The organism is Mesorhizobium sp. B2-5-4, assembly GCF_006441095.1.
GTDB lineage: Bacteria > Pseudomonadota > Alphaproteobacteria > Rhizobiales > Rhizobiaceae > Mesorhizobium > Mesorhizobium salmacidum.
In genome coordinates this window covers 106268-126835 of sequence record NZ_VFUR01000015.1, presented here as the reverse complement: position 1 = coordinate 126835, position 20568 = coordinate 106268, and the positions used below count along the sequence as shown (strand labels likewise).

General features: G+C 63.0%; 19 protein-coding genes. 4 read left to right on the top strand and 15 right to left on the bottom strand.

Annotated elements, in window-relative coordinates; genetic code table 11:
* Window positions 1-75: 75 nt before the first annotated feature.
* From FJ492_RS19725 to FJ492_RS19695, 7 genes are all read right to left on the bottom strand, one after another.
* Window positions 76-1050: an ABC transporter substrate-binding protein gene (locus tag FJ492_RS19725; protein WP_140745777.1), complete on the bottom strand. Its 975-nt coding sequence runs from the start codon at window positions 1048-1050 to the stop codon at window positions 76-78.
* Window positions 1051-1486: 436 nt separating this feature from the next.
* Entirely contained in the window at window positions 1487-2251 is a 765-nt protein-coding gene (locus FJ492_RS19720) for an SDR family oxidoreductase (protein ID WP_140771686.1), read from the bottom strand.
* Window positions 2252-2309: 58 nt separating this feature from the next.
* Window positions 2310-2837 carry a hypothetical protein gene (locus FJ492_RS19715; RefSeq protein WP_140745775.1) on the bottom strand — a complete coding sequence of 176 codons (528 nt, stop codon included), beginning with the start codon at window positions 2835-2837 and terminating at the stop codon, window positions 2310-2312.
* 90 nt (window positions 2838-2927) lie between these two features.
* On the bottom strand, window positions 2928-4034 hold the full coding sequence (locus FJ492_RS19710) for a mandelate racemase/muconate lactonizing enzyme family protein (RefSeq protein WP_140507921.1): 1107 nt from the start codon (window positions 4032-4034) through the stop codon (window positions 2928-2930).
* Window positions 4035-4068: 34 nt separating this feature from the next.
* Window positions 4069-4758, bottom strand: a complete 690-nt coding sequence (locus FJ492_RS19705; protein WP_140771684.1) for a GntR family transcriptional regulator — start codon at window positions 4756-4758, stop codon at window positions 4069-4071.
* Window positions 4759-4949: 191 nt separating this feature from the next.
* Entirely contained in the window at window positions 4950-6101 is a 1152-nt protein-coding gene (locus FJ492_RS19700; RefSeq protein WP_027142277.1) for an efflux RND transporter periplasmic adaptor subunit, read from the bottom strand.
* Window positions 6102-6116: 15 nt separating this feature from the next.
* Window positions 6117-9293, bottom strand: a complete 3177-nt coding sequence (locus tag FJ492_RS19695) for a multidrug efflux RND transporter permease subunit (RefSeq protein ID WP_140716944.1) — start codon at window positions 9291-9293, stop codon at window positions 6117-6119.
* Between the two features lie 492 nt (window positions 9294-9785).
* On the opposite strand from FJ492_RS19695, the gene FJ492_RS19685 reads away from it, so the two are divergent.
* Window positions 9786-10376 carry a TetR/AcrR family transcriptional regulator gene (locus FJ492_RS19685; RefSeq protein ID WP_140745771.1) on the top strand — a complete coding sequence of 197 codons (591 nt, stop codon included), beginning with the start codon at window positions 9786-9788 and terminating at the stop codon, window positions 10374-10376.
* A 315-nt stretch (window positions 10377-10691) separates the two neighbouring features.
* On the opposite strand, the gene FJ492_RS19675 is transcribed toward FJ492_RS19685, so the two are convergent.
* The 5 genes from FJ492_RS19675 to FJ492_RS19655 all read right to left on the bottom strand — a co-directional run bounded on the left by FJ492_RS19675 (window position 10692) and on the right by FJ492_RS19655 (window position 16024).
* Entirely contained in the window at window positions 10692-11714 is a 1023-nt protein-coding gene (locus FJ492_RS19675) for a LacI family DNA-binding transcriptional regulator (protein WP_140771680.1), read from the bottom strand.
* A gap of 27 nt (window positions 11715-11741) precedes the next feature.
* Entirely contained in the window at window positions 11742-12533 is a 792-nt protein-coding gene (locus FJ492_RS19670; RefSeq protein ID WP_140771678.1) for an ATP-binding cassette domain-containing protein, read from the bottom strand.
* Between the two features lie 3 nt (window positions 12534-12536).
* Window positions 12537-13523, bottom strand: a complete 987-nt coding sequence (locus tag FJ492_RS19665; protein ID WP_140507909.1) for an ABC transporter permease — start codon at window positions 13521-13523, stop codon at window positions 12537-12539.
* A gap of 115 nt (window positions 13524-13638) precedes the next feature.
* A complete protein-coding gene (locus FJ492_RS19660) occupies window positions 13639-14574 on the bottom strand; it encodes a substrate-binding domain-containing protein (protein WP_023794606.1) in 936 nt (311 codons plus the stop codon).
* 292 nt (window positions 14575-14866) lie between these two features.
* The gene (locus FJ492_RS19655; RefSeq protein WP_140771676.1) at window positions 14867-16024 is read right to left on the bottom strand and encodes a fumarylacetoacetate hydrolase family protein; all 1158 of its coding nucleotides are present in this window, start codon (window positions 16022-16024) and stop codon (window positions 14867-14869) included.
* A 231-nt stretch (window positions 16025-16255) separates the two neighbouring features.
* Between FJ492_RS19655 and FJ492_RS19650 the strand changes: the two genes are divergently transcribed.
* The 3 genes from FJ492_RS19650 (at window position 16256) to FJ492_RS19640 (ending at window position 17838) form a co-directional block, all read left to right on the top strand.
* Entirely contained in the window at window positions 16256-16891 is a 636-nt protein-coding gene (locus tag FJ492_RS19650; RefSeq protein WP_140771674.1) for a 2'-5' RNA ligase family protein, read from the top strand.
* Window positions 16892-17014: 123 nt separating this feature from the next.
* A complete protein-coding gene (locus FJ492_RS19645; protein WP_140771672.1) occupies window positions 17015-17368 on the top strand; it encodes a nuclear transport factor 2 family protein in 354 nt (117 codons plus the stop codon).
* A gap of 116 nt (window positions 17369-17484) precedes the next feature.
* Entirely contained in the window at window positions 17485-17838 is a 354-nt protein-coding gene (locus tag FJ492_RS19640) for an ArsC family reductase (RefSeq protein WP_140771670.1), read from the top strand.
* 62 nt (window positions 17839-17900) lie between these two features.
* Here FJ492_RS19640 and FJ492_RS19635 read toward each other — a convergent pair whose 3' ends face one another.
* Genes FJ492_RS19635 through FJ492_RS19625 form a run of 3 tightly spaced genes read right to left on the bottom strand, consistent with a single transcriptional unit; the run spans window position 17901 to window position 20526 of the window.
* The gene (locus FJ492_RS19635) at window positions 17901-18257 is read right to left on the bottom strand and encodes a DUF488 domain-containing protein (protein WP_140771668.1); all 357 of its coding nucleotides are present in this window, start codon (window positions 18255-18257) and stop codon (window positions 17901-17903) included.
* Between the two features lie 14 nt (window positions 18258-18271).
* The gene (locus FJ492_RS19630) at window positions 18272-19537 is read right to left on the bottom strand and encodes an aminopeptidase (RefSeq protein WP_140771666.1); all 1266 of its coding nucleotides are present in this window, start codon (window positions 19535-19537) and stop codon (window positions 18272-18274) included.
* Complete coding sequence (locus FJ492_RS19625) at window positions 19534-20526, bottom strand: LysR substrate-binding domain-containing protein (protein ID WP_140771664.1); 993 nt, start codon at window positions 20524-20526, stop codon at window positions 19534-19536. The genes FJ492_RS19630 and FJ492_RS19625 overlap by 4 nt, the downstream gene beginning before the upstream one ends.
* Between the last annotated feature and the right edge of the window lie 42 nt (window positions 20527-20568).

Genomic DNA, 20568 nt, shown 5'->3' with positions numbered 1-20568 from the left:
CAGTCGTCCTTCTGGAGCATCGGGAATTGAGACCCGGCCGATATCAGCCGGGTCTCCCTTTTCCAGTCGGAGCGATCACTGCGCCCAGGCTTTCCAGTCTGCCTCGTGGGCGGCGATCCAGGCGGCGGCAACGTCTTCCGGTGTCTTGCCGTCGAGGTCGATCTCGCCGCTCATCTTGTTCAACTCGTCGGTATCGACCGTGTAGGCCTTGGCCACCTTGTAAGCGACCGGCCATTTGTCCTTCATGCCGTTCCAGGAGTATTTCCAGATCTCGCCATGCGGCTTGCCGCAGTCATATTTGGCGTCCGGGTTCACGCCCCATTTCGGGTCGTTGTAGCATTCGGGCGTGTATTCCGGAAATTGTACCCATTCGCCCTTGTATTTTGCGGGCGCCCAATGCGGCGAATAAATCCACAGCATGATCGGCGCCTTGCGCTGATAGGCGGAATCGAGTTCGGCGAACATCGCCGCATCGGTGCCGGCATGGATGACGGTGAAGGGCAGTTTCAGTGCCGCGACGCGTTCGTCGTCAAAACCTTCCCAGGTCACCGGGCCGCCGAGGTAGCGCCCCTTCGGCGCCGTTTCGGCGGTCGCGAACGATGCCGCGCAGGTGGCGTCGAGCAGCGCGTGCCAATCCGGCAAGGTCGGGCACTTTTCCTTCATGTATTCGGGAAACCACCACTCTTCCTTGGCCTTGGGCCCGAGCTTGCCCAGCCTTTCGGTCTGCCCCGTGGCGTCGGAAGCCTTCATGGCTTCGCCGGCGGTGGTGTCCCAGAACTCCAGGCCGACATCGATATCGCCATTGGTGAGGCCGGTTGTCAGGCTGGAGAGATAGTCGGCGGTCGGGTATTCGACGGTATAGCCGAGCTTTTCCAGGATGCCGCCGAGGATCTTGGCGTTGAGGTTGACGCTGGTCCAGTCGAACAAGGCAATCTTGATCGGGTCGTTGGATTCCGGTGCCGCTGCCTGCGCTGTTGGCGTCAGCACACTTGCCGCGGCAAGTGCAAAAGCTCCCATTGAGAATTTCGAAATCACACTGCGAATTGGCATTGCTTGGTTCTCCTTCAAGCTGTGACGATTGTTGGTGGTTCCCTTTTTGCGTCTTTTCTTGATTGTGTTGGAAAGGCCGGCTGTTGCGCAAGGCCGTTATCGCCGGCGCAGGCGCGGCGATGCTCGATTTCGGTGATGACGGACGCTGCCGAGGCGGGCAGTCTCATGGCCGATCGATCGCCGCGACGGCGATCCGCGGATCAATTGCCAGTCCTGCGGCGCCCTGCAAGGTGCGAGCCATCAAGGTCCCATGATCCCGAGCATTTCCGGCGGAATTGCTCTCGACTATAGCCCTGGCAAGCCCTGTCTCGCCAGCGCTGTTTCATAGGATGAAATTATATATACCAACGTTGATGCCGCGCAACGACTAACGCCACGCTCGCGCCGGAATCTCAGACCGCAGGCGAAGCCGGCGGGACATGGCTCGCATGTCCCGTTACCAGCAGACGTAGCCGCCATCGACGATCAGGTCGAGGCCGGTGACGAAGCTCGACGCCCGGCTGGCCAGGAACACCGTCGGCCCGACCATTTCCTCCGGCGCCGCCATGCGTCCCATCGGCGTGTCGCGTTTGAAGATCTTCACCTGTTCGGCCACCTCCGGCCGTTTGTTCATCGGCGTCAGCGTGTAGCCCGGGCTGACGACATTGACGCGCAGCCCACGATCGGCCCATTCCATGGCGAGGCTCTTCGACAGATGAATGACGGCGGCCTTCGAGGAATTGTAATGCACCTGCGTCAGCCCGCGATTGACGATGGTGCCCGACATCGAGGCGATGTTGATGATCGAGCCCTTGCCCCGCGCCAGCATCTTGCGCGCTTCGGCCTGGCAGGACAGGAACACACCGGCGACATTGACCTCGTGCACTTTCCGCCACTTTTCCAGCGGCAGTGTCTCCGCTGGTTCCGAGCCGGCAATGCCGGCATTGTTGACGGCGACGGTCAACGCACCGAGTTCGGCTTCGATGCGATCAATGGCCGCCGCGAGATCGCTGTCCGAGGTCACGGTGCCGGTCAGCACCAGCGCCCGGCGGCCGAGCGCGGTGATCCGGTGAGCGGTTTCGTCCAGCCCGCCGTTCGACGTATGGCCGAAACAGGCGACATCGGCGCCTGCCTCGGCCAGCCCGATCGCGATTGCCTGGCCAATGCCGCTGCCGGCACCGGTGACCAGCGCGACATCGCCCTCCAGTTTGAAAAGATCCATTGCCTTGCCTCCCTTATCAAGGGAGGTTATGCGCATTGCCGTCCTTTGATCAATCTCATCAGAAATCGCAAGCCTTTGGGCGCCGGTCACTGGACCAGGCCCTGAGCGGCACGGGCTTGAACTTGCCCTTGATCGGCTTGCCGTCTTCAAGGTCCTTGGAGACGATGCCTACGCCTGTGAGATAGTTGATGTCGCAGCCGCCGAGCGTCGTCTTGACGCCATCCGACGTCTGCTGGTTCCAGTCCCAACTGCGGCTGTAGCCACCGACCAGGAATTGGCCCCGGCGATAGACGATCGTCATGGTTTCTTCTGTCGACTTGCTGGCGCCGCATCCGAAGCAGGACGTTATCGCCAGCGATCCCTTGCCCTTGGTTTCAAGGTCGAGCACCCGATCTTCCGTCAGTCCTTTCCTGACGAAATCGGGGCGACGCGAGGAATCGAGCTTCTCCTCGCCGGTTGCTGCCAGGTAAATATAGAGATCGGCCGGCGCACCAAGCTCCTGCACCACCCTCGCCCGATCCATCTTGCCGTCCTGGTCGATATCGAGCTTGAGCTCGAACGCTGGCGGACTTTCGGCAAATGCCACTGCGGGCAGCGCGACGCCGTTGGGAGAGCACATCATTGATGATGACGGCCGCCGCCGGCGTCGGCGGCGTGGCCTTGATGCTGCAGGTATTCACCGGCCGACCTCGAAAAACGGCTTGCCGAGCAGGTCGGGAACGACGTCGATGCCAAGGCCTGGCCCGGCGGGAATGCCCATGCGGCTGCCGGTGACCGGCGGCGCGTTCGACGCGGTGCGCACCGTCACCCATTCATGAAAGGCAATCGCGTGCAGCCGGCGCTCCTCCGGCGTCGACAGCGACAGATGCGCCATGGCGGATGTATCGATCTCGGCGCCGCCGGTATCCTCGACCGTGATCATGAAGCCGAGGTCGACGGCGACGTCCCGGATCAGGCGGGTCTTGGTGACGCCGCCGAGCCGCGAGATCTTCAGCGTCAGTCCGTCGGCCGCGCCGAGGCGATGGATTTCTAGCATCGCCTCGAGCGAAGTGACGGATTCGTCGAGCACCATCGGTTTGTCGAGCATGCGGCGCACCGACATGTTCTCGTCGATGGTCGTGCAGGGCTGCTCGAACGTATAGTCGATCGCCCGCGTCGCATCGGCGAACTGCCGCGCCTGGTAAGGTGTCCAACCGGCATTGGCGTCGCAGAAAATGACAGTGCCTTTCGGCACCGAGGCGGCGACCGCGGTGACGCGTTCGATGTCGTCATGGACATTGCCGCCGACCTTGACCTGCAGCCGGCTGAAACCGTCCTCGACGATACGCCCGGCAAGTGCGGCCATTTGATTGACCGTGCCATGGGTAACGACCTTGTAGAGTTCCGCCGTGTCGCTTTCCTTGCCGCCAAGCAGCGTCACCAGCGGCACGCCGGCGGCGCGCGCCGCCAGATCCCAGCAGGCCATGTCGAGCGCTGATTTGATGTAGGGATGGCCCTTGAACACGGTGTCCATCAGCCGGCCGATGCTGGCCAGCCCGCACGGGTCCTGGCCGACAAGATGTGGTGCGATCTCCGGCACGCCGGCCCTTGTGCCGGCGGGGAAGGCGGCCGAGTAGAAATTGCCGAGCGGCGCCATCTCACCCCATCCGGTGATGCCGCTGTCGGAGGTGATGGAGACGATCACGGCGTCGAAGCAGTCGGCCACGCGTCCCTTGGACATGCGATAGGGGCCGTCCACGAAGGGCTGCACGACATGAAAGGCTTTGATGGTTTCGATCTGCACGTGGGGTATCCATTATCCGCGATGAGGGAAGGGGTCAGGCGCCTTTCGACGGACGCCTTTCGAGGCCGCGCGCATAGGCAAGAAGCTCTTCGAAATCGAGGTCGATATGCTCGCGGGCATGGCGCTGGGCGGCACGCATGTCGTCGCCCTTGAGCTGCGCCACATAGGTTTCATGGATATCTTCGGCCGGCACGGGTTCCTTTCGCGCCTGTAGGTGCAGGGCGAAGTACATCTGCAAACGGCTGGTCAGCCTTTGCCAGGTTTCCAGGAGCACCGAATTGTCGGCCCATTCATGGATCAGACCATGCAGTTGCAGCGCGGTTTCGATCTGCCTTGTGGTGTCGCGGTCGCGGGTCGCCTGTTTCACCGCCTCATGCCGCCGGTCAAGCTCTTCGAAGAAACGCTGGTCGCGCTGCTTCCACGTCCGTTCGATGGCGAACTCGTCCAGCACCTTGTTGAGCGAATAGGCGTCGTCGATGTCCTTGGCGGTGACATTGATGACGAAGGTGCCGGCATAGGGGATGCTGGTCAGGATGCCTTCCTGCACCAGCTCGCGCATCGCCTCGCGCAGCGGCGCACGGCTGACCCGCATCTGTTCGGAAATCCTGAGTTCGTTGAGCTTCTGGCCGGGCTCGAGCTGACCAGTCAGGATCGCGCGCCGCAGTAGTGCCACGATTCCGGCGCGGCGCGTCGTGTCGGCAATCGGGCTGAACTCCGTCTTCACCGTCCGGTCCACTCCAGCGAGAACAGAAGGCAAGACAATCAGATTGTCGACAATCTGACAAGAGCTCGTGGTCTATTTTTCGGTTTACGGCGTCGCCGACGTGGCGGCTTTGGTCGGCCTGCTCGTGAAAACGGCGCCCGCGACCCTGGGAAAAGGTCGAGGGCGCCGCGGAAACCGGGCCTGCGGGGGAGTCAGGTAGCCGGTTTCTGTGGGAGGGGCGAAATCGGCATTCCGGGGCCGATCTTCTGCAGGTTGCCTGTGATCACCTGGTCGCCTTCGGCGACGCCGCTGAGGATGGCGACCATATCGCCGCTGGTCGGCCCGAGCGAAACCAGCCGCTGGTCGACCGTATTGCCCTTGCCAACGACGTAGAGATATTTGCCGAGCTGGCTTGATCCCAGCGCGACCTGCGGCACCAGCAGCGCATCGGGCTGTTGTTTGACGTGCAGCCGCACGCGAACATACTGGCCAGGCAAGAGCGTGAACTTGGCGTTGCCGATGGTGGCGCGTGCGGTGATCGTGCCGGTCGAGTGATCGATCGTGTTGTCGATAAAGGTGAGCTCGCCCTTCTGGTGGGCTTCGGTCTCGCCCGGCAGCAGGACCTCGACCTCGATCGGGCCGGCAGCACGCGCTTCCTCGATTTGCGCCAGATCCGTCTCGCTCGGATTGAAGGTGACGTAGATTGGATCGAGCTGCACCAGCGTGTTGAGCACGGTGCCGGCAACGCTGACCAGCGTTCCCACGGAAGCCTGGTTGCGGCCCAGGCGTCCGGGGAACGGCGCGTGGATTTCAGCATAGCTCAGATTGAGCTCGGCCGTGCGCACGGCAGCCTGGTTGAGCGCCAGCGACGCCTGCGCCCCGCGCAAGGTGCTGGTGCGCTGGTCGAAGCTGTCCTTGTCCAGGTAACCGCTCTTGGCGAGCTCGGTACCGCGGCCGAGATTGGAACGCGCATAATCGAGCGTCGCCGTATCGCGCTGCACCTGTGCCTTCGCCTGGTCGAGCGCGGCCTGGAAATCGTCAGGCGAGATCTTGTAGAGCAGGTCGCCCTGCCGCACGTCGGCGCCGTCTTGCGCCGTCTGTTCCTGCAGGTAGCCGGGGACGCGCGCCTGCAGCGTGATGCTGCGGATCGGCTCGGTCCGCGCGGCATAGTCGAGATAGATCGGGATCGTCTTCTTGACCACGTTCGCCACCGGCACCGGCATGACGAACGCTGCTGGGGCCGGTGCCGCCCCGGCCGTGCCGGCATTCAGGCTGATATTGCCCATGTCCAGCAGGTGGACGCTGGCAACCGAGATCGCACCCAGCGCGACAGCCGTTCCCAACGCGATTTTCCATTTACGCATGATCATTCTCCAATCTTATTCGGCCGCTTCCGCCAGGGGAGGGAAGGCGGGTTTGGCCGTTGGTTCAGTGTGTTGAGAGGCGGGCTGGTCGCCGCCGCGCCGTTCGCGCAGCTGTTCGATGACCGCGTAGAAGACCGGCACGAACACCAGCGACAGGATGGTCGCCGCGACCATGCCGCCGAACACGGTGGTGCCGATCGACTGACGGCTGGCGGCACCCGCGCCGGTGGCGATCATCAGCGGCACCACGCCGAGAATGAAGGCAAACGCGGTCATCAGGATCGGCCGCAATCTCAGCCGAGCGGCCTCCATCGATGCCTCGACGATGCTGAGGCCTTCCTCGCGCCGCCGTCTTGCGAACTCGACGATCAGGATCGCGTTCTTGGCCGCCAAGCCGATCAGCATGACGAAGCCGATCTGCGAATAGACGTCGATCTGCATGCCGCGCACCCAAAGTGCGGCGAACGCGCCGAACAGGGCGAGCGGCACCGCCAGCAGCACCATGAACGGCATCGCCCAGCTCTCGTACTGCGCCGCCAGGATCAGGAAAACGAAGACGATGGCGAGGGCAAACACAACCGACGCGATCGATCCCGCCTTGAGCTCCTGGAAGGTGATGCCGGTCCATTCGAAACCGAAATCCCTGGGCAGCGCGGTGGCCGCGGCCCGCTCCATGGCGGCGACCGCCTGGCCCGACGAATAGCCGGGCGCGGCGCCGCCGTTGATGGTGGCCGAGGCGTTGTTGTTGTAGTGCGGCACGGTTTCCGGGCCGACGAACGGCACCAGCTTGCCCAGCGTGCTGAGCGGCACCATGCCGCCGGAAGCATTGCGTACATAGAGCCGCGAAATATCTGCGGCACCCGCACGTGAATCCTTGTCGGCCTGGATCGTCACCCGGAAAGTGCGGCCAAACAGGTTGAAGTCGTTCACGTAGAGCGAGCCGAGATAGATCTGCAGCGTGTTGAAGACGTCCGGCAGGTTGAGGCCGAGCAGCTTCGCCTTGGCGCGGTCGAGGTCGTAGTTGAACTGCGGCGTCGAGGTCGAGAACGGCGAGAACAGCTGCTGCGGATTGATTTCCGGCTGCTTGCGCGCCTCGGCGATCACCGCTTGCGTGGCGTCGTTGAGGGCCGTGCTGCCGCGGCCGGTGAGGTCCTCGACGACGAATTCGAAGCCGCCCGTGGTGCCGATGCCGGGGATGGAGGGCGGATCGAAGGAGAGCGCGAAAGCCTCCGGGATCTGCATCAGCTTGCCGCGCACGTCGGCGACGAGCTTGGAGGCGCTCTGGTCGGGGCCACGCTCTTCCCATGGCTTGAGGATGGCGAACTCGACCGCCGAGTTCGACTGCGCCGCGCTGGTCAGGAAGTTCAGGCCGCTGATCGAGCCGACGATGTCGACGCCGGGTGTCGCCTGCAGGATGTCGCGCGCCTTTTGTGCCACCGCATCGGTGCGCTCCAGCGAAGCCCCGTCGGGCAGTTGGATGACGACGAAGAAATAGCCCTGGTCCTCGACCGGAAGGAAGGTCGATGGCAGCTTCTGCCAGACGAAATAGGTGGCGACCAGACCGGCCGCGAACAGGCCGAGCATGATCCAGCGGAGGCGGATCAGGAAGCGCACGCCATGGGCGTAGGCATGCGACAGTTTGTCGAAACCCGTATTGAACCAGCGGAACAGAACAAACTGCGTCTCGCCGCGATGCCGTAGGAAGGCAGCGCTGAGCGCGGGACTGAGCGTCAGCGAGTTGAAGGCGGAGATGCCGACGGAGATCGCCACCGTCAGCGCGAACTGGTTGTAGAGCTTTCCGGAGACGCCGGGAATGAAGGCAACCGGCACGAACACGGCCATCAGCACGGCGGTTGTCGCGATGATCGGACCCGTGACCTCAGCCATGGCGGCTTTTGTCGCCGCCAGCGGTTTCAGTCCGGCCTCGAGCTGTCGCTCGACATTCTCGACCACGACGATGGCGTCGTCGACGACGAGGCCGATCGCCAGCACCATGCCGAGCAGCGAGAGCATGTTGAGCGAGAAACCCATCATCTCCATGATGACGAGTGTCGCCACCAGCGACACCGGAATGGCGATGGTCGGAATGATCGTCGTGCGCCAGCTCTGCAGGAAGATGAACACCACCGCCACGACGAGCACCAGGGCTTCGCCAAGCGTGATCAGCACGTCATGCATCGAGGCCGAGACGAAGCGCGTCGTATCGTAGTGCATCGCATAGTCGACGCCCTTGGGGAAACGGGCCGACAGTTCCTGCATCTTGTCCTTGACGCGCTGCTGTAGATCGAGCGCATTGGAGCCGGGCATCTGATAGACGGCGAGCACCACGGTCGGGTCCTTGCCGAAGAAGGCCGAGGACGAATATTGCAGGGCGCCAAGCTCGATACGGGCGACGTCGCGCAGCCGCACCAGCGAACCCGTATCCGTGTTGGCACGCACGACGATGTCGCCGAATTCCTTGGGGTCGCTCAACCGGCCGACGGCGTTGACCTGCATCTCGAAGGCGGTGCCGGCGGGCGCCGGCGACTGGCCGATCTTGCCGGCCGCCACCTGGACGTTTTGTTCGGCGATGGCGTTCTGGACGTCGACGGCGGTGATGCCGAGATTGGCGAGCTTGTCCGGGTCGAGCCAGACGCGCATCGAATAGCGCCGTTCGCCGAAGATCTGCACGTCGCCGACACCCGGCAGCCGCTTCAGCGGATCCACCACCTGCAGATAGGCAAGGTTGGAGAGCGCCACCGGGTCCACGGAATGGTCGGGCGAGGTCAGGTTGACGATCAGGACGAAGTTCGGGTTCTGCTTCTTGATCGTCACGCCGCCCTGGTTGACGATCGCCGGCAGCGACGAGGCCGCCTGAGAGACGCGGTTCTGCACGTCGACGGCTGCAGTGCTTAGGGAATAGCCGACATCGAAGGTGACGGTGATGGTCGACGAGCCGTCATTGGAGCTCGTCGACGACATGTAGGTCATGCCTTGCACGCCGTTGATCTGCTGCTCCAGCGGCGTCGTCACCGTGTCTGCCACCACTTGCGCGCTGGCGCCCGGATAGTGGGCGCTGACCACGACCTGAGGCGGTGTGATGTCGGGAAACTGCGAAACGGGCAGCAGGAAATAACAAATCGTCCCGGCGAGCACCATGATGATGGCGATGGCCGAGGCGAAGATCGGACGATGGATGAAGAAGTTTACCACGACACACACGCCTCTCCGGCCGCTCTTGCCCGCCCGAAGGCGCTGGCGACCCTGGACAAGTGGCCGTGCCCGTTGCGGGACCCTTCCCGTGAACGCAGCAACGGTACCTCGCGACGCTGCCCATCGGCGAGCGAGCGCAACATGTTCTCGAAGGCGCGGGGGTCGACCCCATCTGCTTTCATCACCAGCCGGATCATCGGATCCCGGACGGCTTCATCTATGGTAAGATCGCGGCGCTGTGGCATTGGCCGGCTCCTTGTCTGTCGATTCGCAGCCTATGCTCGCGAACCGTTTTTCATCTCTTCACCGGCCGAAGCCGCATGATTGGCAGTTTTTTTGTCCATCTCGATCTGGTAGGACCAGTTCACGACCTTGTTATTGACGACGGACATTATAGGTGTTACCAGTAAGTAACATTCTGGAAGTTACAGACCGGTAACACCCTAGTCAAGAGGTGGCCGAGGATTTTTTGGAAACGAAAAGGAGATCATGATGACAGACGGCGTCGTGGAGCGCTCTCGTCCCCGGGATCGGATCCTGGAGACGGCGCGTGACATGTTCCATAAGCACGGCATCAAGGGCGTCGGCGTCGACGCCATCACCGAGGCTGCCGGCACGAACAAGATGACGCTCTATCGTCACTTTGAGTCCAAGGACGAACTGATCGTCGAATGCCTGCGCGCCAATGCGTTGAAAGCCGGCGCGATGTGGGAAACGTTCGAGGCCGAGCATCCGGGCGACAAACTCGCCCAGCTTCATGCCTGGGTTCGCAAGGCCGCTGCTATGCTCAACACCGACGGCCGCGGCTGCGATATGGCCAACGCCGCCGCCGAACTGACCGAGCCCGATCACCCGGCAAGGCGCGTGATCAAGGAACTCAAGGAAGCCCAGCGCGAACGCCTGGTCAGGCTCTGCCGGGATGCCGGCATCGGTCAGGCCGAACTTCTCGCTGATACGCTGTCGCTGCTGTTTGAAGGCGCGCGCGTCAGCGTGCAGACCGTCGGTGCCGAGGGCCCGAGCACGCAGTTCGTGCGTATGGCCGAAGGGTTGATCGTTTCCTTCAGGGGCACTGCGGCAGGCTGACGTCTGCCGGACTGCCAACGATCTGTGCGATTCCGTGACCGGACGGACCGGACCGCACGCTTTTGGCGCGGCGGCGTCGTAATTGCTGCGGATCAGAACGAAAAAAGCCCGCTGCCGGGAGGAGGTGGCAGCGGGCTCGATTTCGAATGTGGTGCGGGAGGAGGTGCACCGCATTCAGCGTCGGCATCGCATCTGGGAGGAGTAGATGGCCGACAACCAGAAACTACGAGTTGCCCAATGATTCGGCAACAATGAATTGTGCATAGCTGCTGTGCAGATTCGCCGTGGCGCCGCGTGAATTCGAGAAATGCGACCTCACTGCACCGGCACGTTTTCCCTGAAGATCAGTCGCGGCTCGATGAATTTGCGCGTGAGATAGGGCGCCGACGATGCGATCGAGCCGAGCAGCTGGATCACCGACTGCTCCGCGATCAGCCTGGCGTTCTGGTCGATGACGACGTCGGCGAGGTCGTCGACGAGATAGCCGCGTGTCTCCCTTGTCAGGTCGTGGCAGATGAACACCGGCTTGCGGTTGGGCCTGGCCTCGCGGATCGCCTTGGCAATGCCGGAGCGCCCGGCGCCGACGCAATAGATGCCGAGCAGTTCCGGCTCGTTGCGCAACGCCTTCATGGTTTCCGCATAGCTGGCATCGGGCTCGTCGTTGATCTCGACGGCGCTGCTGACGGTGAGATTGGGAAACTCCTCGCCAAGCACGGAGCGGAAGCCCATCTCGCGCTCTTCATGGCCGCGATAGGAGCGCGAGCCGACGACCATCGCCAGCTGCCCCTCGCGGCCGCCCAGCAAGCGTCCCATCAAAAGTGCTGCCGTTCGTCCCGCCACGCGGTTGTCGATCCCGACATAGGCCGAGCGGGGTGCGGCCGGAATATCGGACACCAGCGTCACCAGGCGGATGCCGGCCTCGACCATGTCGCGCAGGATGTTGCGTGTCCTGGGGTGATCGACCGCGATGACACCGACGCCGTTGGCGCGCAGCGACAGCTTTTCGACCGCTGCCTGCAGGGCATTGGGCGAGATGCCGGCAAGATTGTGGATCCGGCAGGACGCCACAAGCGGCAGGCGCGATGCGTAGTCCTCGATATGCTTTGCCAGGTCCTGCATGAAGGCATTGCTGCCGATCGGCAGGAAGAATTCGAGGTTTGCGGGTTTCGAGGGAAGCGTCACCTGGCCGGCGGCCGGCAAATAGCCGAGCTGCTTGGCGGCCTCCATGACGCGTTGCCGGTTGGCGGCACTCGCTCCGGGCCGATTGTTGAGCACCCTGTCGACCGTTGCGGTCGACAGCCCGCAGTTCCTGGCGATGTCGGAGACGGTGGCCTTCATGCCGCGACCCTGTGCGTCGATGCCCCCTCAGTGCCCCGGCTTGCCGTCGGCGAGGGCGTCGCGGATGTCTTTGTCCGACATGCCGGTGATGATGCGCTCGACCTCCGTCACGGTTGTCGTCTTCGGATCGATGTCGTTGGCGACCACCTTGCCCCTGCGCATGACGACGATGCGGTCGACCACCTGGAAGACATGGTGGATGTTGTGCGCGATGAAGATGCAGGAGTGGCCGGAATCGCGCGCGTTGCGCACGAAGCTCAGCACGCCTTGCGTCTCGGCGACGCCGAGATTGTTGGTCGGCTCGTCGAGGATGATGAGGTCGCTGTCGAAATGCATGGCGCGCGCGATCGCGACCGCCTGGCGCTCGCCGCCGGAGAGCGAGCCGATCGGCGTCGTCGGCGGGATGTTCTTGGAGATGCCGACCTGTTTGAGCAGGTCGCGGGCGACCGTGTTCATGGCGTCCTGGTCCATGCGGTTGAGGAAGCGCGGCGGCTTGATCGGTTCACGACCGAGGAACAGGTTGCGCGCGATCGACAATTGCGTGACCAGGGCGGAGTCCTGGTAGATGGTCTCGATGCCCTGGGCGATGGCGTCGCTGGTGCTGCGCAAGGTGACCTTCTTGCCGCGGATGAAGATGTCGCCGCTGGTCAGCGGCACCGCGCCGGAGAGAACCTTGATCAGCGTCGATTTGCCGGCGCCATTGTCGCCCAGCAGGCCGACGATCTCACGCTCGTTGACATGGAAATTGGCGTCCACCAGCGCTTGCACGCGGCCATAGGACTTGCGGATGTTCTGCATGCGGATCAGTGGCTCGGCCATGGTTCAAGTCCCCGCCTGGTGCCGGCGTTCCAGCCATGAATGCAACGCCATCATGCCAAGGATGATCGCGCCGATGAAGATGTTGTAGGCAAGGCCGGGCACGCCGATCAGCACGATGCCGTTGCGCATCACGCGCAGGATCAGGATGCCGAGCACGGTGCCGATGATGGTGCCGCGCCCACCGGTCAGCGCCGTGCCGCCGATCACCACCATGGCGATCACCTCGAGCTCATAGCCGGTGCCGCTGTTGGGGTTGGCGGCGGATGTGCGCAGCGAGGAGATGACGCCGGCAAGGGACGCCATGAGCGACGACAGGACGAACAGACCGACCTTGACGCCATTGACATTGACGCCGCGTGCGCGCGCCGCGTTGGGATTGCCGCCCGCCGCCTGGATCCAGTTGCCGGTCCGGCTTTGCGTCAAGACATAGCCGAGCGCGATCGCCGCGGCGATGAACCAGAACAGCGACATGTAGATGCGGAACGGCCCGATGAAGAAGTCGCCGACCAGCGCCTCCGCCAGCCAGCTGCCCTCGGCGCTCCAGGTGCGCTGCGGAAACCCGTCGGTGATGAAAAGCGCGCTGCCGCGCACCACCAGGAGCATGCCGAGCGTCACCAGGAAGGACGGGATCTTGAGCTGCGTGACGAACCAGCCATTGACCAGGCCGATCAAGGCGGCAACCACCAGCGCCACGATGAAGCCCATTTCCAGCGACGTGACGCCGGCATTGAACAGCGTCCACATCAGCACCGGCGAGAAGCCGAACAGCGACCCGACGGAAAGGTCGAATTCGCCCGACGTCATCAGCAGCGTCATCGCCAGCGCGATCAGGCCGAGTTCGACGGTGAAGGCCAGCGTGTTGGAGATGTTCTGCGGTGACAGGAAGTCGTGGTTGAAACCCCAGAAAACGGCGATCTCGACGATGAGCAGAACGAAGGGGCCGAATTCCGGCCGCGCGATCAGGCGTTGAGGGAGCGAATGATTTTCCACTGGGAACCCGCGACATGGTTGGAACGGGCCGCGACCACCACCGCATCGGTTGGACATGCCGCGGCCATGAAGGTATCTGGCGCCGCACGAGATGCGCGGCGCCAGCGATCGCGGATTATTTGCCGGACAGGATCTTGTCGTAGACCGCCGCGGTGTCCTTCTCGTAGAGCGCGCCGGTGATGACGTTGAAGCCCGGAGGAATGCCGCTGGCCGCCATGTTGGCGAGCGACAGCGCCACATAGCTGGTCGCCTGCGGATCCTGCCACTGGCCGGCATTGACATAGCCGTTCAGCACTTCCTGGGTGGTGTCGAGCGAGTTGCCCCAGCCGACGACCGGGATTTCGCCCGGCTTGACGCCGACCTGATCGAACACGCGCTTGATTGAACCGGTGACGAGGTCGCCCAGGCCGATGATGGCTTTGACCTTGCCCTTATGGGCGGTGAGATAGTCGACCATGCGGTTGATCACCTCGGCCTGGTCGAGCGTCGCTTCGGTCACTTCATAGGTAATGCCGAGCGGTCCGAAGACGCTCTTGATGCCTTCCTCTTCCTGCACGCCGTAGGTGGCGCCGGGGATCTCGACCGGCATCCAGACGAAGTCGCCCTTCTTCACCAGGCCCTTGTCGACCAGGTACTGCGCCCAATGCTTGCCGAAGGTGACGTTGTCGCCGCCGACATAGGCGTTGAAATTGGCCTTGGGATCGGGCGTGTTGAAGTTGATGATCGGGACGTTGGCCGCGCGCGCTTCCTTGACGATCTCGACAAGGCTGCCCGGGTCGGGGCTGGTGGTGACGATGCCGTCGGCCTTGGCCGAGAGGGCGGCTCGCACCGCTTCCTGCTGCGAGGCGACGTCTCCATTGTGGAACGAGGTGTTGACGGTGTTGCCGGTGTCCTTGGCCCATTGCTTGGCGCCGGCGAGGAAGTAGGTCCAGACCGGGTCGGCCGGTCCGCCATGTGAAATCCAGTAGAACGTCTTGGCCTGCGCGGCTGCCGGAATGACCGTCAGCGCGATCAGCAGGCCGTAGAGCACAAGTCTTAATCTCGTCAGCATTTGATTTCCTCCCGGTTGAAGATGATCCGTCCCTTGTTCCGGTTTCAGCCGGATTGCGTCTTTTGCCAGCGCCGCTCGGATGCCTAAGAGCATTCCCTTTTTCGACGGATGGCAAGCCTCCATCTGCAGATGTAGTCGGCGCCTGACGGGGCGCCATCAACGACCCCATCAGATCGCATCAGTTGGGATGATTTTTTCCAGGCAGCCGAATGATTGTCGCCGAGGCTCAGCCTGACGGATTGTCCTGGCCAGTTCGGGCGGTCACCTGGGGCGAAAGCCCCCGAAGAGCCGGTTAGAGCAGGCGGGCCTTGGCGAGATCGCGCATCAAATGGCTGGCGCCGTAGGTCCAGTGCGGGCAATCGGCCGACAGCCGCACGCGGTTGACCAGCGCGCCGAATTTTTCCGACGAGATGGTGACGATGTCGCCGACCTTGTGCGTGAACCCCTTGCCCTTTTCGCCGCGATCCTTCGACGGCACGAACATCGTGCCGAGATAGAGCGCCAGCCCGTCCGGATACTGGTGGTGTGGCCCCATGGCCGCCGCAACCAGCTCCTCCGGCGAACGGCTGATCTCGGCCATCGAGCTTGCGCCCTCCAGCGAGAATCCATCGTCGCCTTCGACCTTCAGGCGCACGACGGCCTGCTTCACATCGGCGATGGAGAACGTGTCGTCGAACAACCGGATGAAAGGGCCAAGCGAGGCCGAGGCGTTGTTGTCCTTGGCCTTGCCGAGCAGCAGCGCCGAGCGTCCTTCGACGTCGCGCAGATTGACGTCGTTGCCGATGGTAGCGCCGACGATCCTGCCGCTTGAGGCGGCGATCATGGCGATCTCCGGCTCCGGATTGTTCCAGGTCGACACCGGGTGGAGGCCGACATCGGCGCCGAAGCCGACCGAGGCCATGGGCTGGCATTTGGTGAAGATCTCGGCATCGGGCCCAATGCCCACTTCCAGATATTGCGACCAGGCGCCGCGCGAAATCAGCTTGGCCTTGATCTCCATCGCCTCGGGCGAACCGGGCTTGAGCTTCGACAGGTCGTGGCCGATCAGGCCGGCAATGTCGGCGCGGATAGCGTCGGCCTTTTCCGCCGAGCCGCGCGCCTGTTCCTCGATCACTCGTTCGAGCAGGCTGACGACGAAAGTGACACCGGATGCCTTGATCGCCTGCAGGTCGACCGGAGACAGCAGAAAGGGTTTTGCCGGATCGCGCATGGCTTCGAAACTGTTGGCCGCGATGTCGTCGAGCAGGCCGACCGGCCTGCCCTTGGCCGAACGCACATGGCCGGCCGGATCGGCCAATTCGCAAACGTCGCGCACCGTGGGCGCCGCGCTCGACGTGATGTCCAAAACCGTGCCGTCGCGCACGACAACCACCATGGGATGCGAGACATCGCCGCTCCTGGCGCGCCCGACAAACAGGCCTTCTGCGGGCAGATGTGTCGGGTTGGTCATGCGGACGGTCCTCGGTCATCGCTGCGGTTTGCCGGATTGGCGCGGCACTTTCACCGGATTCCTGCCAAAGGTCTATCCCCCTTTGGGTCGTCCACTTGCCGTGTTGTCTGTGAGAGACCGATTTGCGACTGCGGCGACGGCGCTTCGACGCCTGTGTCATTCAGTACTTGAATTTGTTCCTGTTTTGTTCTAGATTGGGCGATCGGATACAAGTGCCGGACGAGATCAGTTGTGAGTGGGCAGCCTGCATTCGGGACAGCAAGGAACGGCCAGACCTTTTTCCGATGGGAGCAGGCCGAGCGACATTTTCATAATCGAATATTCTTCGCTATCCTTGCTGAGAGTGCGACCGCGGCCATGGTCGCGCGAAAGGCTGTCGCCTTGAGTGGAGAGTTCGAACTACAGGGTCGGTTCGTTCCGGAAAAGCACATCCATATCTCGCTCGTCGGTCTCGGCGACCATCATGAATTTCCAGAAGAGCTGGTTGAAATCGCCCGGCATATAGGCTCGATGATCGTTGCAAAACCTTTCGAGGTTTCCTTCAATCGGTTGGCGGCTTTTGGTGGTGGTGCTCTGGTTCTGCGTAGCAGCGACGGCAATCCGGCGCTGCAGACGTTCTGGCGTGATCTCACCGCGGTGATTTCCGACAGTCCGCTGAAGCCTTTCATTACGAAATCCATCGAACCGCACGTCACATTGCTTCGCGACGAAGTGCGTGTTCCCAGGATACGCGAACGATCAATCGATCCGGTCGGCTGGACTGTACGGGATTTTGTGCTGGTCCACAGTCTTATTCGGAAGCGTGCCTACAGAGTGCACGGGCGTTGGGAACTGAACGGCCAGGACGATGCCCGGCCCGCGATCTAGAGGTTGGTCCTCGTGCCCGCCTCACCCATCCTGACAGCGCCATGTCAGCTATCGAACGGTCCGGCAATGGTCGGCCAGCAGGCGGTTCCCTATTTGCAATGGGTCTGAACAGGAGGAACACAAATGACGACAGCGGAAATTGCCAAGGATTTCACCGAGCTTCTCAAGCAGGGTGACAATGAAGGCGCTGCCGAGAAGTACAATGCCGACAATATCGCCAGCTACGAAGCCATGGAGGGGCCGATGGCCGTCAGCCACGGCAAAGCGGCTCTCAAGGAGAAGAGCCGGTGGTGGCAAGAGAACAACGAAGTCCATGGCGGCTCGGTCGAGGGTCCCTATGTCAATGGTGACCAGTTCGCGGTGCGCTTCACGTTTGACATAACGCCCAAGGCCACGGGCCAGCGTGTCACCATGGATGAGGTCGGCCTTTACACGGTCAAGAACGGCAAGATCACCGAAGAGCGATTCTACTATTGAGCTACCGGGCCGGAACGATCGGTTCCGGCCCACTTCGCGCCTACGATTTGCTGGCAAAGCGGGAAGGGCAGTTTTAGGCTGTGGGCGGATTCGACTGTCAGCCAGAGGACCACGCTTTGACGATCACCATGTACGGCATCACCACCTGCGACACGATCAGGAAGGCGCGCGTCTGGCTGGAGAGCCATGACGTTGCCTATCGGTTCCACGATTATCGCGCGGAAGGGATCGAGGCAGACAGGCTGAATGGCTGGGTCGGCAAGGTCGGCTGGGAAAAGCTGCTCAACAAGGGCAGCACGACGTTTCGCGAACTGCCGGAAGCGGACAGGCAAGGCCTCGACGAGAAGAAGGCGAAAGCGCTGATGCTGGCCAGACCGACAATGATCAAGCGGCCAGTGCTGGAAGTCGGCGACAGTATCCTCGTCGGGTTCAAGCCGGATGTTTATGAGGGGGCGGTGGGCGGGAAGTAGAACCGACTCTCACCCCCGCCGCGATCCTTCGCGCCCCCTTCTGTCCCGCCGGCGCCTCGATGTTATGCGTGGGCTCGCAAATACCCCGCCAGCGCCACGGCGTTGTTATGCGCTTCGTCATGGGCGCCATAGAGCAGCGTCACCTTGCCGTCGCCGAGCAGGGCGCGCAGTTGCGCCACCGCCTTTTCATTCCCATCCAGCTCGCCACGATACCGTTTCTGAAACTCCGCCCAGCGCGCCGGCTCATGCCCGAACCATTTGCGCAGTTCGTCACTCGGCGCGATCTCCTTGAGCCACAGCGCCAGCGCCGCATCCTTCTTGGCGACGCCGCGCGGCCATATCCGATCCACCAGCACCCGCTGGCCATCGTCCTTCCCGGGTGCTTCATAGACGCGCTTGACCGCGATATCGAAGGCCATCACACCTCCGCTGGCTAGAGCCCCTGGGCCCACTCGCCCTTGCGCATCACCGGCACGCGGCTGCCATCCCCGGCGACGCCGTCAATGTCGATCTTGTCCGACCCGATCATCCAGTCGATGTGGATGAAGCTCTTGTTGCCGCCGCGCGCCGTGATTTCATCCTGGCTGAGCGACGCGCCGTCGACGAAGCACTTCGAATAGCACTGGCCGAGCGCGATATGGCAGGCGGCGTTTTCATCGAACAGTGTGTTGAAGAACAACAGGCCGCTGGCCGAGATCGGCGAGGAATGCGGCACCAGCGCCACCTCGCCGAGGCGGCGCGCGCCTTCGTCGGTGTCGAGCACTTTCTTCAGGACGTCCTCGCCTTTCGAAGCCTTGGCGTCGACGATCCTGCCTTCCTCGAAGCGCACCGAGATGTCGTCTATCAGCGTGCCCTGGTAGGACAGCGGCTTGGTCGAAGAGACATGGCCCTCGACCCGCCTCGCATGCGGCGTGGTGAAGACCTCCTCCGTCGGGATATTGGGATTGCAGGTGATGCCGTTCTTGGCGGTCGAGGCGCCACCCATCCACTCATGGCCATCCGCCAGCCCGACCGTCAGGTCGGTGCCCGGTCCGGCAAAATGCAGCGAATGGAAGTTATGTTCGTTCAGCCATTTGGTGCGCTCGGCTAACGCTGCATTGTGCGCCTTCCAGTTGCCGATCGGATCCTCGACGTCGACGCGCGAAGCGGAAAAGATGGCCTCCGCGAGCTTCGCCACGGCGACATCGTCGGGCTCGCCCGGAAACACCTGTTTTGCCCAGGCCAGATCCGGATAGGCGACGATGTTCCAGTTAATGTCGAAGCCGGTGATCTTCTCCAGCGCCGGCTGGTAGGCCATCGAATTGGCCTTGTTGGCGCGCGCCACCTTCGCCGGGTCCTGCGCCGACAGCAGCGACGGATCCTCGCCGCGCACGGCAAGCCTGGCGGCGTTGTTGGAAAAGGCCTTCGCCATGCCTTCATAGAGCCAGCCGGCGGCGCGGTCGAAGCCGGCGTCGGCGCCAAAACGGTAGCGCGCCAGCGTCATCTCGTCATCGTTGAAGATCGGCGTCACCAGCCCCGCGCCGGCCTTGTAGGCATGCTCGACGATGCGCCTGGACAGCGGCAGCGCCGCGATCGACGATGTCAGCACCAGATCCTGTCCGGGCTGCAATTGCAGCCCGACCTTGATTGCGACCTCCGCCAGCCTGTCGAGCTTCACCGGGTCGATCGTTGCGGAAACGCCGCGCGAATGTGTGGTCATGATCCTGCCTGTCGTAGTGGGATGTCTGATTGAACATAGACCGGTGCCGCGGTGCTTTCCACCGCGATCGCGCCGCTTGGCTCCGCGACCGACGATCCGAACTGCGCCATCGTCGCCGCGATCTCTTCCTTGATCCAGATTTTGAAGTCCCGGACCTTGCGGCTCTCGGCTTTGGTGGTGGAGGTCACCAGCCAGTAGCCGAGTCCGCTCTGGGCGCGGATTCCGAACGGTGCCACCAGCCGCCCGTCGGCCAGCGCATCGGCCGTCAGCAATTGCCAGCCCAGCATCACGCCATGGCCGGCGATTGCTGATTCCAGGCACAGCATCGGGTCGGTGAAGCGCGCGCCTTTCTGGAAGGTGACGGGTTGAACGCCGGCTGCCGCGAACCAGCTTTCCCAGTTGATCATCGCCCGCTCGTCGGTGATGGCGCAGGTCTGGGCGAGGTCGCCGATCGACGTCAGTTTTCTGGCAATCCCGGGCGCGCAGACCGGGAAGACTTCCTGCGCCAAAAGCAGCTCCGCCTTTCCGCCCGGCCATTTGCCGTCGCCAAGCCGGATAGCAATGTCGACGTCCGAGTGATCGAGATTGGCCAGCCGCACCGAGGCATCGATACGCAGCAGCACGTTGGGATGCCGGTCGAAGTGCCGAGACAGCCGTGGCAGCAGCCATTTGGAGGCAAAGGCCGGTGCCGCCGAAACAACCAATGTGCACTGGCTGGCTTCGTCGGCCAGTGCCACGGCCTGGGCAAGCTCGCGAAATCCAGCGCCAAGGCGGGCCGCGAAGACGGTGCCGAATTCGGTCAGCACGAGACCGCTCGTCGTGCGCTCGAACAGTGCCTGGCCGAGCTGTTTTTCGGTGCGGCTGATCTGCTGGCTGACGGCGCTGACGGAAACATTGAGTTCGCCGGCGGCGCTCGCGAGCGAGCCGAGACGGGCGACGGTTTCCACGGCGCGAAGGCCGTTGAGATGAACGCGGTTGAGCATGGCCATTTGAGATTTTCTAAACCGATCCGGCCGAAATCTCAATTGAAA

Bases quoted from the DNA above. Each gene is read 5' to 3' on its own strand.
- FJ492_RS19645 (WP_140771672.1), top strand. From the start codon at position 17,015: ATGACGACAGCGGAAATTGCCAAGGATTTCACCGAGCTTCTCAAGCAG.
- FJ492_RS19660 (WP_023794606.1), bottom strand. From the start codon at position 14,574: ATGCTGACGAGATTAAGACTTGTGCTCTACGGCCTGCTGATCGCGCTG.
- FJ492_RS19630 (WP_140771666.1), bottom strand. From the start codon at position 19,537: ATGACCACACATTCGCGCGGCGTTTCCGCAACGATCGACCCGGTGAAG.
- FJ492_RS19670 (WP_140771678.1), bottom strand. From the start codon at position 12,533: ATGGCCGAGCCACTGATCCGCATGCAGAACATCCGCAAGTCCTATGGC.
- FJ492_RS19700 (WP_027142277.1), bottom strand. From the start codon at position 6,101: ATGCGTAAATGGAAAATCGCGTTGGGAACGGCTGTCGCGCTGGGTGCG.
- FJ492_RS19685 (WP_140745771.1), top strand. From the start codon at position 9,786: ATGACAGACGGCGTCGTGGAGCGCTCTCGTCCCCGGGATCGGATCCTG.
- FJ492_RS19635 (WP_140771668.1), bottom strand. From the start codon at position 18,257: ATGGCCTTCGATATCGCGGTCAAGCGCGTCTATGAAGCACCCGGGAAG.
- FJ492_RS19725 (WP_140745777.1), bottom strand. From the start codon at position 1,050: ATGCCAATTCGCAGTGTGATTTCGAAATTCTCAATGGGAGCTTTTGCA.
- FJ492_RS19720 (WP_140771686.1), bottom strand. From the start codon at position 2,251: ATGGATCTTTTCAAACTGGAGGGCGATGTCGCGCTGGTCACCGGTGCC.
- FJ492_RS19625 (WP_140771664.1), bottom strand. From the start codon at position 20,526: ATGGCCATGCTCAACCGCGTTCATCTCAACGGCCTTCGCGCCGTGGAA.
- FJ492_RS19655 (WP_140771676.1), bottom strand. From the start codon at position 16,024: ATGACCAACCCGACACATCTGCCCGCAGAAGGCCTGTTTGTCGGGCGC.
- FJ492_RS19675 (WP_140771680.1), bottom strand. From the start codon at position 11,714: ATGAAGGCCACCGTCTCCGACATCGCCAGGAACTGCGGGCTGTCGACC.